Source organism: Mesorhizobium sp. P170090, from assembly GCF_057786115.1.
Map to the genome: position 1 here is coordinate 74,884 of NZ_JBYNWH010000001.1, position 14,909 is coordinate 89,792.

Annotated in this window: 14 protein-coding genes; 8 read left to right on the plus strand and 6 right to left on the minus strand. The window is 64.6% G+C overall.

The features are described 5' to 3' along the window. The first annotated feature begins 430 nt into the window (after positions 1-430). Positions 431-2,878, plus strand: a complete 2,448-nt coding sequence (locus AC3EML_RS00360; RefSeq protein ID WP_352521792.1) for a bifunctional diguanylate cyclase/phosphodiesterase — start codon at positions 431-433, stop codon at positions 2,876-2,878. On the opposite strand, the gene tlpA is transcribed toward AC3EML_RS00360, so the two are convergent. Further along, positions 2,875-3,567 carry a thiol:disulfide interchange protein TlpA gene (tlpA, locus tag AC3EML_RS00365; protein ID WP_023804537.1) on the minus strand — a complete coding sequence of 231 codons (693 nt, stop codon included), beginning with the start codon at positions 3,565-3,567 and terminating at the stop codon, positions 2,875-2,877. The genes AC3EML_RS00360 and tlpA overlap by 4 nt on opposite strands. Before the next feature lie 34 nt (positions 3,568-3,601). On the opposite strand from tlpA, the gene argH reads away from it, so the two are divergent. From argH to lysA, 3 genes are all read left to right on the plus strand, one after another. After that, positions 3,602-5,002, plus strand: a complete 1,401-nt coding sequence (gene argH, locus AC3EML_RS00370) for an argininosuccinate lyase (RefSeq protein WP_352521791.1) — start codon at positions 3,602-3,604, stop codon at positions 5,000-5,002. 68 nt (positions 5,003-5,070) lie between these two features. Then, positions 5,071-5,277, plus strand: a complete 207-nt coding sequence (locus AC3EML_RS00375; protein WP_023673325.1) for a hypothetical protein — start codon at positions 5,071-5,073, stop codon at positions 5,275-5,277. 64 nt (positions 5,278-5,341) lie between these two features. After that, complete coding sequence (gene lysA, locus AC3EML_RS00380; protein WP_023751696.1) at positions 5,342-6,610, plus strand: diaminopimelate decarboxylase; 1,269 nt, start codon at positions 5,342-5,344, stop codon at positions 6,608-6,610. A gap of 20 nt (positions 6,611-6,630) precedes the next feature. On the opposite strand, the gene AC3EML_RS00385 is transcribed toward lysA, so the two are convergent. Next, positions 6,631-6,933, minus strand: a complete 303-nt coding sequence (locus AC3EML_RS00385; protein WP_023694025.1) for an ArsR/SmtB family transcription factor — start codon at positions 6,931-6,933, stop codon at positions 6,631-6,633. A gap of 50 nt (positions 6,934-6,983) precedes the next feature. Here AC3EML_RS00385 and AC3EML_RS00390 point away from each other — a divergent pair, with 50 nt between their 5' ends. The 3 genes from AC3EML_RS00390 (at position 6,984) to AC3EML_RS00400 (ending at position 11,063) form a co-directional block, all read left to right on the plus strand. After that, on the plus strand, positions 6,984-7,925 hold the full coding sequence (locus tag AC3EML_RS00390; protein WP_352521790.1) for a threonine/serine dehydratase: 942 nt from the start codon (positions 6,984-6,986) through the stop codon (positions 7,923-7,925). A gap of 136 nt (positions 7,926-8,061) precedes the next feature. Next, positions 8,062-10,650, plus strand: a complete 2,589-nt coding sequence (locus AC3EML_RS00395) for a TIGR02302 family protein (RefSeq protein WP_352521789.1) — start codon at positions 8,062-8,064, stop codon at positions 10,648-10,650. 41 nt (positions 10,651-10,691) lie between these two features. After that, positions 10,692-11,063 (plus strand): glyoxalase superfamily protein, encoded by a 372-nt coding sequence (locus AC3EML_RS00400; protein ID WP_023685340.1) that lies wholly within the window; start codon positions 10,692-10,694, stop codon positions 11,061-11,063. Here AC3EML_RS00400 and AC3EML_RS00405 read toward each other — a convergent pair. Then, positions 11,060-11,935: a LysR family transcriptional regulator gene (locus AC3EML_RS00405; protein ID WP_488505131.1), complete on the minus strand. Its 876-nt coding sequence runs from the start codon at positions 11,933-11,935 to the stop codon at positions 11,060-11,062. The genes AC3EML_RS00400 and AC3EML_RS00405 overlap by 4 nt on opposite strands. 214 nt (positions 11,936-12,149) lie before the next feature. Here AC3EML_RS00405 and AC3EML_RS00410 point away from each other — a divergent pair, with 214 nt between their 5' ends. Continuing rightward, complete coding sequence (locus AC3EML_RS00410) at positions 12,150-13,100, plus strand: DMT family transporter (RefSeq protein WP_352521787.1); 951 nt, start codon at positions 12,150-12,152, stop codon at positions 13,098-13,100. A 6-nt stretch (positions 13,101-13,106) separates the two neighbouring features. Here AC3EML_RS00410 and AC3EML_RS00415 read toward each other — a convergent pair whose 3' ends face one another. The 3 genes from AC3EML_RS00415 to AC3EML_RS00425 form a co-directional block, all read right to left on the minus strand. Next, positions 13,107-13,478, minus strand: a complete 372-nt coding sequence (locus AC3EML_RS00415; protein WP_023673316.1) for a response regulator — start codon at positions 13,476-13,478, stop codon at positions 13,107-13,109. A 63-nt stretch (positions 13,479-13,541) separates the two neighbouring features. Then, positions 13,542-14,084: a hypoxanthine phosphoribosyltransferase gene (hpt, locus tag AC3EML_RS00420; protein ID WP_023673315.1), complete on the minus strand. Its 543-nt coding sequence runs from the start codon at positions 14,082-14,084 to the stop codon at positions 13,542-13,544. 23 nt (positions 14,085-14,107) lie between these two features. Continuing rightward, positions 14,108-14,743, minus strand: a complete 636-nt coding sequence (locus AC3EML_RS00425) for a hypothetical protein (protein ID WP_023685343.1) — start codon at positions 14,741-14,743, stop codon at positions 14,108-14,110. Positions 14,744-14,909 lie beyond the last annotated feature (166 nt).

Below are 14,909 nucleotides of genomic sequence, written 5' to 3' on the forward strand. Positions count from 1 at the left end.
AGGCAATATGTGTCGCTGATGACAATCGGACAACGGATTTGTTGCTGTTTCGTGAATTTCATACCCGGCTAACTTCGCGCCCCCTCGCTCTGCAACGAGGACAGAGAGAAATGCCAAGCCGGCTCAGCGATACATGGGCGCGGTGGGCCTGCGACGATCGCCGACCGCCGGCGATGCATGAAGGGCCCCCGTGACAGCGCCACGCACCTGTACCATGCGGCCGCCATACCGGCGCTCGGCCAGATCGAGATCGGTAGAGCGGCATCGCGCCAAGCGCTGCTGTGACCCTGTCTGGAATGAGACAGGATCGCCGCAAGGTACAACCCGAAAAACCCGCTGTAGTTGTAGTTCGCATAACCGATTCTTCGTCAAGCGCGACATACTAATCAAGTGGACGGCTTGATTGCTGTGGGAGAGCAGGTGGGGCGAGATGCTGACGGTCTATAATTGTATCGTGCATGAGCACGATCTGAGACTGGTCGCACTGGCAGCGCTCATTTGCGGTATTTCTTCCTTCTCGGCGGTCAACCTGCTTCGCCATGTCGACCGCTCGAGCGAGCGCAACCGCTATACCTGGCTGATGATAGCAGCCACTTCCACCGGCTTCGGTATCTGGGCGACGCATTTCATCGCAATGCTTGCCTTTTCTCCCGGAATCCCCAACGCCTACAATGCGGAAATGTCGGCGCTTTCGCTCGCCGGTTCCGTCGCCCTGACCGCCGCGGGCATGTGGATCGCCACCTTGCGCCGGGGCATCGACTACCCTCTGGTCGGCGGCGCCGTCCTCGGCGCCGGTATCGCCGCCATGCACTATATCGGCATGGCCGCCTTCGAGGTCGAAGGGCGCATCGTCTGGAACCCGCTGCTGGTCGGCGTCTCGGTGCTGACAGGCGTCACCCTCGCCGCGCTGGCGCTGCTGGTCGTGTTGCGACGGCCGTCCATGCAGGCCACAATCGCCGCCGCCATCCTGTTGACGCTGGCGATCTGCAGCCTGCACTTCATCGCGATGGGCGCGGTGTCGATCTTCCCGGACTCCTCCATCGAGATATCGCAGTTCACGGTCGAACCGATGTCGCAGGCCTTCGCCGCCGCTGCTGTCAGCCTGGCTATCCTGGTGCTTTCAGCCGCAGCATTGTGGATCGACCTGCGCTTCCGTCGTCACAAGATCGAGGCCGAGCGCATGCACGGCCTCGCCAACGCCGCCGTCGAGGGCCTGATCGTATGCGACGGCGCCCGCATCGTCAGCGCCAATGACAGCATCGCCGCGCTAACTGGCATTGCGCCGGAAGTGCTGAACGCGATGCTGCTTGGCGACCTCTTCGGCGAACGCACCGCGGCCGGCATGTCCGACTGCAGCGGACAGGCACAGGAAGCGGAGCTCAGAGCCCATGACGGCGCCACCATCCCCGTCGAACTTATCGCCAGGAGCATCGACTATTGCGGCAAGCGGCACAGCGTGGTCGCCGTGCGCGACATCCGCGAACGCAGGAAGGCCGAGCAGGAGATACTGCGCCTCGCCCATTTCGACCCGCTGACCGGGCTCCCCAACCGCCGCAGTTTCTCCGGCCGGCTCGAGGCCGAAATTGCCGCAATGGACCGCGGCGGCAAGGGCGGGCATCTTGCGCTGCTGCTGCTCGACCTCGACCGCTTCAAGGAAGTGAACGACCTGTTCGGGCATGGCGCCGGCGATGCCATGCTGCAGAAGGTGGCGCTATGCGCCTCCGCCGTGCTCCGCCACGGACAGATGCTGGCGCGTCTCGGCGGCGACGAGTTCGCCATCATCGCTCCAAACCTTCCCGATCCGCAGGCGGCCGGCCGCATCGCCGAGGCGGTGCTGGCGGCCATGCGCGAGGAAAACCGGCTGTCGGTCGGTGGCGGGCTGGTGTCGGCCAGCATCGGCATTGCACTTTATCCGCTCGACGCCGATGAGCCGACACTCCTGGTCAGCCACGCCGACACCGCGCTCTACCGCGCCAAGGCCGAGGGCAAGGACACTTACCGTTACTTCGAGGCCTCGATGGGCGCCGAGGCGCGAGACCGGCGCGTGATGGAGCACGAACTGCGCCAGGCCATGGCGCGCGATGAGTTTCGCCTCGTCTACCAGCCACAAAAGGAGATCAGCAGCGGGCGGATGGTTGGGTTCGAAGCGCTGATCCGCTGGCGCCATCCGCAGCGCGGCGACGTGTCGCCGGCGACCTTCATCCCGGTGGCCGAAGACAGCGGCGTCATCATCCAGATCGGCGAATGGGTGCTGGCGACGGCCTGCGCCGAGGCAGCGCGCTGGAAGAACCCTCTCACCGTCGCGGTCAATGTCTCGGCGGTGCAGCTCCACAATCCGAATTTCAGCCGCAAGGTGCATGAAGTCCTGCTCGGCTCCGGCCTGACGCCCGGCAGGCTCGAACTCGAGATCACCGAAACGGCGCTGGTCAAGGACATGCCGCGCGCGCTGGCGACCTTGCGCCAGGTGAAGGCGCTTGGCGTGCGTGTGGCGATGGACGATTTCGGCACCGGCTACTCCTCGCTGTCCAATCTCCGCGCCTTCCCATTCGACAAGATCAAGATCGACGGCTCATTCATCAAATCAGTCGACAGCAACGGCCAGGTGGCAGCCATCGTGCGCGCCGTTCTGGGGCTTGGCCGCGGTCTCGGCCTGCCGGTTCTGGCCGAGGGCGTCGAGACGCTGGGCGAGCTGAAATTCCTCGACGCCGAGGCCTGCGAGATCGGCCAGGGCTACTATCTAGGCCGGCCGAGCCCGATCGAGGCGTTCAGCGAACTGACCAGCGTCGCGGCGCCGGCGGCACACGACGACGCCAGCGTCAAACAACGCGGCGGCAGCATCTTGATGCTGCCGCCGGCGGCGGCCCTGCGCTCATCCTAAGGGGCGAGTGCGGCCTCGACCAGGCGCTTGGCATCCGGTCCCGACCATTCGGCCGGTCCGTTCATATGCGCGATCAGGCAGCCTTCGCCGTCGATCAGCATGGTGACGGGGAGGCCTAGCGCCAAGCCACGCGTCTTGACGTCGTTGAACAGCGCCAGCGTCGAATCGCGGTAGTAGCCGAGCGACCCGATGCCGATATCGGCTAGGAACTTCTTCGGCTTCACATCGTCGCCGGCATCGACATTGACCGCGACCACTTCGAAGGCATCGCTGCCCTTTTCCTTCTGCAAGGCGTCGAGAGCCGGCATTTCGGCGCGGCAGGGCGCGCACCACGTCGCCCACAAATTGAGCAGCACGGTCTTGCCGGCATGATCGGCGATCGTCATCGGCTTGCCGTCGGGACCGTTGAAGGCGAGACTTTTCAGCGATTGCGGCGGATCGGCGGGCAGCAATGCCGCCACCTGGCCGGTGGCCGCGGCGGCAACCTTTTTGGCGCGGTCGCTCTTGGCGGCGCAGGCGACGTCGTCCTTGCTGTTGCCCGCGCCGGCCGCAGGTGCGCTGCCGGTGGCTGCGTTGTTGCCAGACCCGCTCTCGCTGACATATACCGCGACCACGCCGGCCAGCACGCCCGCCAGCAAAGCGGCGAGGATCAGGCGCGGGGCCGGGAAGTATCTGCTACCGTCTGCCATTTTCTAAGACTGCTCCGGAGCACGGGTTATAGCGATGAGCGACAAGAAGGCCAGCAACCAGATGTGGGGCGGACGTTTTGCCTCGGGTCCGGCCGCGATCATGGAAGCGATCAACGCGTCGATTTCGTTCGACCGCAAACTCTATGCCCAAGACATAAGAGGTTCGGTCGCCCACAGCGAGATGTTGGCTGAAACGGGCATTATTTCGGTGGCCGATCAAGAAAAAATCGCTCACGGGCTGAACACGATCCTGAAAGAGATCGAGGCCGGCACGTTCGAGTTCTCGACCCGGCTGGAAGACATTCACATGAACATCGAGGCCCGCCTTGCCGATCTGATCGGCCCGGCCGCCGGCCGCCTGCACACGGCGCGGTCACGCAACGACCAGGTGGCGGTGGATCTCCGGCTCTGGGTCAAGGACGAGTGCTTTCGCGTCGCCGAGGCGCTGAAGGGGCTGATCTCAGCCTTGCTCGACCGCGCCGAGGAGCATGCGGCGACCGTGATGCCCGGCTTCACCCACATGCAGGCGGCGCAGCCGGTGACCTTCGGCCACCATTGCATGGCCTATGTCGAGATGTTTTCGCGCGACCTGTCGCGCGTCCGCGACGCCATCGAGCGGCTGGATGAAAGCCCGCTCGGCGCGGCAGCGCTTGCCGGCACCAGTTTTCCGATCGATCGCCACAAGACCGCCAAGGCGCTCGGCTTCCGCGAGCCGATGCGCAATTCCCTGGACAGCGTCTCCGACCGCGATTTCGCGCTGGAGTTTTTGAGCCTGGCGGCGATCTGCGCCACGCATCTGTCGCGGCTCGCCGAAGAAATCATCATCTGGTCGACGCCTCAATTCGGCTTCGTTAGGCTGTCGGACAGTTTCTCCACCGGCTCCTCGATCATGCCGCAGAAGAAGAACCCGGACGCCGCCGAACTGGTGCGCGGCAAGACCGGCCGCGTCACCGGCCATCTCGTCGGGCTGCTGACCGTGATGAAGGGCATGCCGCTGACCTACGGCAAGGACATGCAGGAAGACAAGGAATCGGTCTTCGACGCTGCCGAAACACTCGATTTGATGCTGGCTGCGATGACGGGCATGGTGCGCGACATGACGGTCAATGCCGCCGCCATGAAAAAAGCCGCCGGCTCGGGCCACGCGACCGCGACCGACCTCGCCGACTGGCTGGTGCGCGCGCTGGGCCTGCCCTTCCGTGAGGCACACCATGTCACCGGCGGCGCGGTGGCGTTGGCCGAAGAGAAGAAGGTGAGCCTTGAAAAGCTGTCGCTGGAGGATCTGCAGTCGATCAACCCCGGCATCACGGCAGACATCTTCTCGGTTCTGGCGGTGCAGAATTCGGTCAAGAGCCGCACCAGTTTCGGCGGCACCGCGCCATCGGAGGTCAGGAAGCAGATCCGCAGCTGGAAAAAGCGCATCGCCAAGGCATGATGCCGGGGTGCAATGCGCCTAAAACTCGGTTAAAAGCGCAGCACATAAAGTTTCGGACGGATGTATCGATGACCGCGAGCAGGATTTTGGTGACGCTGACGCTGCTGACGGCGATGGCTGCCGTGACCGCTTGCGGCCGTAAGGCTGGTCTCGACACGCCCTATGAAGCGGCCGTCCAGGCCCGCAAGGACGCCGAGCGCGCCAAACAGCCGGTGCCGCCAGAGCCGGAAAAACCGGTCGTGGACAAGAAGTTCATCCTGGACCCGCTGATCTAGAGCCGATGAGACCGGCTTGGTCTTTCTGGCCTGGTCTCGTGCTCCAACTTCCGGAAACACTCTCGTGAACCATTTCGACTACCGCGACGGCGTGCTCCATGCCGAGGACGTGGCGATACCAGACATCGCCGCAAGCGTCGGCACGCCGTTCTATTGTTATTCGACGGCAACCTTGACGAGGCACTACCGGGTGTTCGCCGGGGCTTTTGCCGGTCTCGACACGCTGGTCTGTTACGCCTTGAAGGCGAATTCCAACCAGGCGGTGCTGCGGACGCTGGCAAAGCTCGGCGCCGGCGCCGATACCGTCTCGGAAGGCGAAATGCGCCGCGCGCTCGCCGCCGGCATCCCGGCCAGCAAGATCGTATTCTCGGGCGTCGGCAAGACCGCGCGCGAAATGGATTTTGCGCTCGAGGCCGGCATTCTCTGCTTCAATGTCGAATCCGAGCCGGAGCTTGAATTGCTGTCGGCCCGCGCCACCGCGCTCGGCAAGGTGGCGCCGGTCTCGCTGCGCATCAACCCGGATGTCGACGCCAGGACGCACAGGAAGATCTCCACCGGCAAGGCCGAGAACAAGTTCGGCATTCCCTGGCAACGGGCGCGCCAGGTCTATGCCCGCGCGGCCGGGCTGCCGGGCACCAAGCCCATCGGCATCGATACCCATATCGGCAGCCAGATCACCGAGTTGCAGCCCTTTGACGATGCTTTCGCGCTTCTGGCGGAACTGGTCGGCGCGCTGCGCGCCGATGGCCATGCCGTCGAGCATGTCGATCTCGGCGGCGGCCTCGGCATCCCCTACCGCACCGACAACAGCCCGCCGCCTTTGCCCGATGCCTATGCCGAGATCGTCAGGAAGCATCTGACAAAGCTTGGAGTGAAGGTGATGTTCGAGCCGGGCCGGCTGATCGTCGGCAATGCCGGCATCCTGGTCTCGGAAGTGATCTTCGTGAAGGAAGGCGACGCCAAGAACTTCCTCGTCGTCGACGCCGCCATGAACGATCTGATCCGGCCGACGCTCTACGATGCCTTCCACGACATCAAGCCGGTGGTGCAGCCGCCGGCCGACACGCCGCGCATGGCGGTCGATGTCGTCGGCCCGGTCTGCGAGACAGGCGACTATCTCGGCCTCGACCGTGACCTGCCCCGGCTCAAGTCTGGCGACCTAATTGCCGTCACCACCGCCGGCGCCTATGGCGCGGTGCAATCCGGCACCTACAACACCCGCCTACTTGTGCCTGAGGTTCTGGTCGACGGCGACCGTTTCCACGTCGTGCGCCGGCGCCAGACCTATGACGAGCTGATCGGCCTGGATTCGGTGCCCGACTGGCTGAAATAGAAGCCGCAGCGCCGGCTGCGCTACAGCCGGTTCTGGATGAGCATCCTTGTGTCGGCGATCCTGTCCTCGTCGCGGCGGTAGAACGTCCATTGCTTGATGCGCTTGGGGCGCAGCAGGCCGGCCTGGGTAAGCACGCGCATATGTTCGGAGAGCGTCGCCTGCGTAATGCCGAGCTTCTCCGCGATCAGCAGCGCGCAAACGCCGTCCTCGACCAGATCGCCGTCTGCCTGGGCCGGGAAATGCGCCTGCGGATCCTTCAGCCAGTCGAGGATCTGCAGCCTGCGTTCGTTGGCGATCGCCTTGAAGACATCAACCTCTTGCATTTAGCCATTTTGCCAAGTTACTAATTGCTGTCAATCCCAAGGAGATGGTCATGACGAACGGCAACACCGTCACGCGCGAACGCATTGCCGCGATGGAACCGCGCATCCGCCGCTATATCAGGCACACGCCGGTGCTGCGCGTCGACATGGCCGATTTCGACCGGCCGCCGCTGGCGGTCGACCTCAAGCTCGAATGCCTGCAGCATTCCGGTTCGTTCAAAGCGCGCGGCGCCTTCACCAATCTGCTCGAACGGCCGGTGCCTGCGGCCGGCGTCGTCGCCGCATCGGGCGGCAATCATGGCGCCGCGGTCGCCTATGCCGCCATGCGGCTTGGCCACAAGGCGACGATCTTCGTTCCCGAAGTCAGCCCGGCGGCCAAGCTGCAGCGCATCCGCGGCTACGGCGCCGAACTGATCGTCGGCGGCGCCCGCTATGCCGAGGCGCTGGCCGCCAGCGAGGCTTTTGCCGAAAAGACCGGCGCGCTGCAGATCCATGCCTTCAACCAGGAGGAAACATTGGTCGGCCAAGGCACGCTCGGCCTCGAAATCGAAAACGATCTGCCCGACATCGACACGCTGCTGGTCGCTGTCGGCGGCGGCGGCCTGATCGGCGGCATCGCCGCCTGGTTTTCCGGCCGCATCAGGATCATCGCCATCGAGCCCGAAGGCGCGCCGACGCTGCATCACGCCTTCGAAGCCGGCCACCCCGTCGATGCGCCGGCCGAAAGCGTCGCCGCCGATTCGCTGGCGCCCAAACGCGTCGGCGAGATGATGTTCCCGATCGCCGAGGCCTTCGTCGAACGCTCCATCCTGGTCACCGACGACGCCATCATCGCCGCGCAAAAGGCGCTGTGGGAGCGGGTGCGGATCATCGCCGAGCCGGGCGGCGCAGCGGCCTTCGCAGCGCTGCTGTCCGGCCGCTACACGCCGGCGCCGGGCGAGCGGATCGCCGTCCTTGTCTGCGGCTCGAATACCGATCCGGCGAAATTCTAAACCTTGCTTCGACTGAAGTGGGACGCAAACCCGTCAAAGCTTTTCAAGTTTTCCGGAACCGCCTCGCCTTTGCCGTGTTTGCTGGTAAACTTCTGCTTGTTGAGTCCGGGCTATCCCGCCCGGGCAGGAAGGGCCGATGACGGAACGCCCCATTTCCAGTGGCGATCGCAGCCTGGCCGGGCGGCTTGCCCTGAGCCGGCTGGCGACACGGGTCTCGATGACGGTCGAGCGCGGCTGGCCGCTGCTTCTGCCGCTGCTCATCATCGCCAGCCTGTTTCTCAGCCTCTCCTGGCTCGGCCTTTTCCCCCGGCTGCCTGACATTGCGCGCATTATCCTGGTCACTGCGTTCGGTATTGCCACGCTGGCGGCGCTCTATCCGCTGCGTTTCTTCAAGCTTCCATCCTCCGCTGAAATCGACCGCCGTATCGAGGCCGCCAACCAGCTGCAGCACAGCCCGGTGCTGGTGCAGACCGACCGTCCCAGCGGCAAGGAAAGCATCTTTTCCCAGGCGTTGTGGCGCGAACACCAAAAGCGCATGGCCGACAAGCTCGGCAGCCTTGGCGCCGACCTGCCGCGTACCCGCGTGCCGGAGCGCGATCCGTGGGCATTGCGTGCCGTGGCGGCGCTGCTGTTGGTCACCGCTTTTGCCTTTTCCTTCGGACCGTCCGGCGGCAGGCTGTCCGATGGTTTCAGTGCCCATGCGGCGCGCGACATCGTACCGCCGCGCATAGATGCCTGGGTGACCCCGCCGGCCTATACCGGCAAGCCGCCCATCTTCTTGACCGCGCCAGTCATCGATGGCAACGCCAAGCAGGCGGTTGCCACCTTCACCGTGCCGCAAGGCAGCGACGTCTCGCTGCGCGTGACCGGCGGCTCCGGCGAGGAAACGCTAAGCTTTGCCGACAAGGGCGGCAATGCTCGCGCCATGAACCCGTCGGGACCACAGGTGGCGGCCGTCAAGGCAGCGGCGGTCAACCCCGCGACCCCCAAGCTGCGCCAGTTCACCGGCAAGCTGACCGCCGACGGCACGCTGACGCTGAAGTCGGGCGAAGCCGATCTCGGTCGCTGGGCCTTCGCGGTGATCCCCGACAAGCCGCCGACGATCCGCTTCGTCGGCGAGCCCAAGCGCGCCGTCAACGGCGCCTTCGAGCTCAACTACCAGATCGACGACGACTATGGCGCGGCCACCGCCAAGGCGGTTTTCGCGCTGGCCGATCCGGCGGCGCCCGATGCGCATCCGCTCTACGGTCCGCCTGACCTGCCGCTGGCGCTGCCGCGCCGCGGCGGCAAGGCGAACGCCGCCAAGACCACCAAGGACCTCACCGAGCACGTCTGGGCCGGCGCCAGCATCAAGCTGTCGCTTGTCGCCACCGACGATGCCGGACACACCGCGACCAGCGAGACCAAGACTATTGTGATGCCGGAGCGGCCCTTCGCCAACCCGCTGGCGCGGGCGGTGGTCGAGCAGCGCCGCCTGCTGGCGCTCGACGCCAATGCCAAGCCGCGCGTGCTCGACCTGATGGACGCCATCACGCTGCGGCCCGAGGACACGTTCAACAACATGTCGCATTACCTCGCCATCATGAGCGCCCGCAGCCGGCTGAAGATGTCGGACAGCGACGATCAGTTGCGCAACGAGGTTGCCTATCTCTGGGAAATCGCGCTCGGCATCGAGGAAGGCAATCTCTCGTCCGCCGAAAAGCGGCTCCGCCAGGCCCAGCAGGCGCTGCAGGACGCCATCAAGCGCGGCGCCAGCGACGAAGAGATCGAAAAGGCGATGAAGGAACTGCGCGAGGCGATGAACGAATTCCTGCAGGAATTCGCCGAGCGCGCCAAGCAGAACCCGAACGCGCCGCAGATGCAGCAGAATGGTCGCGAGCTGCGTCACAGTGATATCGACCGCATGATGGACCAGATCGAGAACCTGGCGAAGTCGGGCGACCGCGACAAGGCGCAGGAGCTGCTGTCGCAGCTGGAAAACATGATGAACAACCTGCAGGCCGGCCGTCAGCAGCAGGGCGGCGAGCAGGACAGCGAGATGCGCCAGCAGATGGACAAGCTGGGCGAGATCATGCGCCGCCAGCAGGAGATGATGAACGACACCTACCGCATGGACCAGATGCAGCGCGGAGATAATCAGCAGCCCGGCGAAGGCAATGGCGACGACCCGGACCAGCCGGGCGTCGGCAAGGATCGCGATCCCCTCGCCCGGCCGAAGTCGATGACACCGCAGGAATTCGCCGATGCGATGAAGCAGCTGCAGGAAGGCCAGGGCCAGTTGCAGAGCGAACTCGACAAGCTGAAGAAGGGCCTGGAAGGCATGGGCATGCAGCCCAATGAGGGGTTTGGCGACGCTGGCAAATCCATGGGCAATGCCGAAAAGTCGCTTGGCGAAGGCGAAGGCGACCAGGCAGTCGGCCACCAGGGTCGCGCGCTGGAAGCGCTGCGCAAGGGCGCCAAGGAGATGATGAAGCAGCTGCAGGCGATGCAGGGCGACCAGGGTGGCAGCCAGGAAGGCGGCCGCCAACAGGACGCCGGCCGCGATCCGCTGGGCCGACCGCGCGCCAGCCGCGGACCCGATTTCGGCGATTCGGTGAAAGTGCCCGACGAGATCGACGTGCAGCGCGCCCGCCAGATTCTCGAGGCGATTCGCAAGCGGCTCGGCAACGCGCTCAGCCCCGACATCGAGCGCAGCTACCTCGAGCGGCTGCTGGAGCTGAAGTAGCCTCCAAGGCAACATCCGTCGAACTGAATGGTATCAGCGCCATGCCGAAACTCGGTGCCGTCACGCCCATCCTGCGCATCTTCGACATCGCCAAGGCACGCGAATTCTATGTCGACTTTCTCGGCTTCAAGGTCGAGTTCGAGCACCGCTTCGACGACAATGCGCCGCTCTACATGGGTGTAATCCGCGACGGCTGTGTCCTGCATCTGAGCGAACATCATGGCGACGGCGCGCCGGGTATAGCCATGCGCATCAAGGTCGAGGACATCGCGGCATTGCACCGCGAACTGATCGGCAAGAGATACCGCTACGCCCGGCCGGGCCTCGAAACCACGTCGTGGCAGACCCGTGAAGTGTCGGTCGGCGACCCCTTCGGCAATCGCCTGCATTTCTACGAGGATGCAACAGACTAAGCCGGCCGGTTGACGAACGCCTCGCGGATCGCCTCCTGCATGCCGTCGATAGCTTCGCCTGAGGCATTTGGGCTGCGGTGCATCACCACATTCGAGGAATCGATATGGCCGAACCCGTCAGCGGCGGTGAGTTCACGACAGCCATCCGGAATATTGCTGTGCGAGATCGGCGCGATCGCCAGGCCGGAGGTGACGGCGAGCTTCAGGCCGCCGGTGGTGTCGCTGGTATAGGCGACACGGTAGGCCAGCCCACGCTGCTCCAGCGATTTGATGGCGAAGTCCTTGCACCAGCCGGCTCTGTTGTAGAGCGCGATCGGCACCGGCCGCTCCTCATGCATGTGATGCAGGCTCGATGTCACCCACACGGTCGGATCGTGCATCAGCACCTCGCCGCCGGAAGGATCCTGCCATTCGAACACCACGGCGAGGTCGAGTTCACCGGCCGCCAACGCCGCCAGCTGGGCGCCCGAATGTGCATAGCGCACGGTGACCTCGACCTTGGTGTGACGCTTCGAGAAGGCGCCGAGCGCGCGCGACAGGATGGCGTGACCATATTCCTCGGGAATGCCGATGCGCACCGGCCCGCCAAGCGGTGCCGCCGCCATCCACGCCGCCGTCTCGTCGAGCAGCGAGACGATGCGGCGGGCATTGACGATCAGCTCGCCGCCACGGCGCGTCAGCGCCACGCCGCGCGAGCCGCGTTCGAACAGGCTGTCGCCGACCAGCTCCTCGAGCTTCTTCATCTGCATCGACACCGCCGACTGGGTGCGCCCGGCCTGCTCCGCCGCCCGGGTGAAATTGCCCGCTTCGGCAATGGCGACGAAGGTGCGCAGGAGATCGCTGTCGAGGGCTGGCCGCATCGAATCCGTCATAAGCAAATTTGATCGCTGGTATCATTCCAATTCGTTTGCAACATGTCAAACGCCGCAGCATAGTCCGCTCACCCATTGGATATGCCGCCGCGAAACCGGCTGCGGACCAATCAAAGAGTCCTCACTCATACCCGCTGCCCGAAACGGTGGCGGGCTCTTTTTACCCCATGGCCGGGCGGCTGCGGGCAGTCAAGGCAAGGGCCGGCAGAACAACATGCGCAACCGGATCGTTCTCGGCATCATCAGCCTGTGCCTTGGCGTGCTGGTGTTCTCGCTCCAGGACCCGCTGGTCAAGGCGGTGTCGGCCGGCTATCCCGTGACCGAGGTGATGTGGATCCGCTCGATCGTCGCTTTGCCGATCCTGGTCGTTCTCGTTCGCGCCGATGTCGGCCTGCGGGCCATTGTCTCGAAGCGGTTCGGCCTGCTGACGATACGGGCCTTCGTCCAGTTCTCCTCCTATACGGTCTACTATCTGGCGATCGCTGCCTTGCCGCTCGCCGACGCGGTGGCGCTCTATTTCATGGCGCCCCTGTTCATCATGGCGATAGCCGGGCCCTATCTCGGCGAGCGGGTATCCTGGCAGGCTCTCGCCACCGTGCTGATCGGCATGCTGGGCGTGGTCGTGATGCTGCGCCCGGGCGCCGGCCTGTTCGACTGGGCGGCGCTGCTTTCGTTGGGCTCGGCTTTGCTCTACGGCTTTTCACAGCTGATGGCGCGCAAGATCGGCGACACCGAATCCTCCACCGTCATGGCCTTCTACCAGAACGGCGCCTATCTGGTCGGCGCCGCTGCGGTTGCCGGCACATTCTGGCTTGCCGCCATAACCCATGCTGTCCACCCCAGCCTCGAATTCCTGGTGCGGCCGTGGGTCTGGCCGACGACCCCGGATTTCCTCAAGATGGCGGCCTGCGGCTTCGTCGCTTCGGCCGGCATGATTCTGCTGTCGCAGGCCTACAGGCTGGCGCCCGCCAACCGCGTCGCCACATTCGAATACACCGGGATTATCTGGTCGCCGCTGTGGGGCTTCCTGTTCTTCGACGAGGTGCCGCGCTCGACCACCGCCATCGGTGCGGCGCTGATCATCGGCGCCGGTCTGCTGGCGCTCAACACCGAACGGCGCCGGAGCGCTGCGCCTGTCCTCGCCGCGTCTCAGGATGCCGCCTGAAGCGTGTCAGGCGAAGCAGGCGAGCGCCTGGTCGACCCGCGAGCGGATTTCGGCCAGCGTGAAAGGCTTTTGCACGACGTCGATAATGATGCCGTTCAATTCCTCGGCGCGCTCGCGCTGGTCGGCATAGCCGGTCATCAGCAGGATCTTCATGTCAGGGAAAAGCCTGGCTGCGGCGATCGCCATCTCGATGCCATCCATTTCCGGCATGCGGATATCGGAGACGACGAGGTCGTAACCGCCGCCTGCAGCACTGACCATCGCCAGCCCCTGCGCGCCGTCGGCGGCGATATCGATCGAGTGCCCGGCGCGTTCGAGCGCGCGGGCGGCGAGGGTGCGGACGGACTCATCGTCCTCGACGATCAGAAGCTTTGCCATGGGCCGGAATTTGGCGGGCAAAAGTTGACTTTTTCTGAAAATTTGAAGCGTCGGGCCCTTTTCTCAGGCATCGCCTTTGACCACACCGACAAACGGCAGTTCGCGAAAAGCGTGAGCGACGTCCATGCCGTAGCCGACGACGAAGTAATCGGGACAGTCGAAGCCGACATAGTCGGCGTTCAGCTCCGTCTGGCGGCGCATGCGCTTGTCCAACAGCACCGCGATGGCGCAGCTTTTGGCGCCGCGCGACAGCATCAGGTTGCGGGTGAAGGAGAGCGTCTTGCCCGACTCCAGGATATCGTCGATCAGCAGCACGTCGCGGCCGGCGACCTCATTGTCGATGTCGCGCAGCACCCTCACCTCGCCGCTGGTGGTGCCGGCGCCATAGCTGGAAATGAAGATGAACTCGACCTCCGGCGACAGCCCGACATCGTGCATGGCGCGGATCAGATCGGCGGCGAAGATGAACGAGCCCTTCAGCACCGAAATCACCAGCAGGTCGTGATAGTCGTGCTCGGCGATCTCCTTGGCGAGTTCGAGATTGCGCCGCGCGATCGCGGACGCCGAAAACAGGACCTCGATGTCCTTGCCGCGCACAACTGGCATCAACAACCTTTCCAGAGAACCGACTAGCCGGCGAAGGTGACCGCCACGGCCTTGACGCCGTTTCTAGGCACATCGAGGCGGCTGGAAAAGCCGAATCTTTCGCCGGGCGCCAGAGAACGGTTGGATGTCCCCAGAGTATAACGGGTGATGCGGCTGTCATTGCCGGTGACACGTATCTCCAGCGGCGGCAATTGTCCCGCCTTCAAACCGTCATTGACGGCCTCGCCATCCACGAACAGCACCGGGGCGGGTCCTGAGGCGTCGACACGCGACGTGACGCCGGCAATGCTGAGTACGGCGCCCTCCGGCTGTTCGACTGACCAGAACGGCGTCTGGCGCACCAGCGCGTGGCCACCCGAGACCCAGAAGGCGGCAAGCGCCGCACCGATGCCGGCAATCCAGAAGATCGGCCCGCCACGCGATGCCGGCCGCCCGGCTGACGCATCTGATTTGCGCAGCATCTCCATGCCTTCCATCGACGGCGTCGCGATGTCGCGCGCCGGCGTCGGCATGGCTTCTATCAGTGGGATCAGCTGCGGCAGCACCTCATAATCCGCATCGACGATGTCGGTCGCCACAGGCCGCGATTCCGGTGCGACACTTGTCCCGGTCATGATTTCGCCGGAAACCGGGCGCGCGGTTCGTTGCTCAGCCATCATGGCCCCGCTGTTGCCTCTTCGTTTCTTTTGCGTAAATGGAAATGGTTAACGCTTCCCCACCGGAACCCTTGTGACGCACTCAAAAACAGCGAAAATTAACCGACGGTTAACCATGGCGGCCGATGGTCGTTGGACAGAAAGGGCTGGCACGCCGCCGCCACACACC

Excerpts from the sequence above, each read along its gene's own strand:
- AC3EML_RS00395 (WP_352521789.1), top strand. The coding sequence starts at position 8,062 with ATGACGGAACGCCCCATTTCCAGTGGCGATCGCAGCCTGGCCGGGCGG.
- AC3EML_RS00425 (WP_023685343.1), bottom strand. The coding sequence starts at position 14,743 with ATGATGGCTGAGCAACGAACCGCGCGCCCGGTTTCCGGCGAAATCATG.
- AC3EML_RS00410 (WP_352521787.1), top strand. The coding sequence starts at position 12,150 with ATGCGCAACCGGATCGTTCTCGGCATCATCAGCCTGTGCCTTGGCGTG.
- tlpA (WP_023804537.1), bottom strand. The coding sequence starts at position 3,567 with ATGGCAGACGGTAGCAGATACTTCCCGGCCCCGCGCCTGATCCTCGCC.
- AC3EML_RS00405 (WP_488505131.1), bottom strand. The coding sequence starts at position 11,935 with ATGACGGATTCGATGCGGCCAGCCCTCGACAGCGATCTCCTGCGCACC.
- AC3EML_RS00360 (WP_352521792.1), top strand. The coding sequence starts at position 431 with ATGCTGACGGTCTATAATTGTATCGTGCATGAGCACGATCTGAGACTG.
- argH (WP_352521791.1), top strand. The coding sequence starts at position 3,602 with ATGAGCGACAAGAAGGCCAGCAACCAGATGTGGGGCGGACGTTTTGCC.
- AC3EML_RS00385 (WP_023694025.1), bottom strand. The coding sequence starts at position 6,933 with ATGCAAGAGGTTGATGTCTTCAAGGCGATCGCCAACGAACGCAGGCTG.
- AC3EML_RS00415 (WP_023673316.1), bottom strand. The coding sequence starts at position 13,478 with ATGGCAAAGCTTCTGATCGTCGAGGACGATGAGTCCGTCCGCACCCTC.
- AC3EML_RS00390 (WP_352521790.1), top strand. The coding sequence starts at position 6,984 with ATGACGAACGGCAACACCGTCACGCGCGAACGCATTGCCGCGATGGAA.
- AC3EML_RS00400 (WP_023685340.1), top strand. The coding sequence starts at position 10,692 with ATGCCGAAACTCGGTGCCGTCACGCCCATCCTGCGCATCTTCGACATC.
- AC3EML_RS00375 (WP_023673325.1), top strand. The coding sequence starts at position 5,071 with ATGACCGCGAGCAGGATTTTGGTGACGCTGACGCTGCTGACGGCGATG.
- hpt (WP_023673315.1), bottom strand. The coding sequence starts at position 14,084 with ATGCCAGTTGTGCGCGGCAAGGACATCGAGGTCCTGTTTTCGGCGTCC.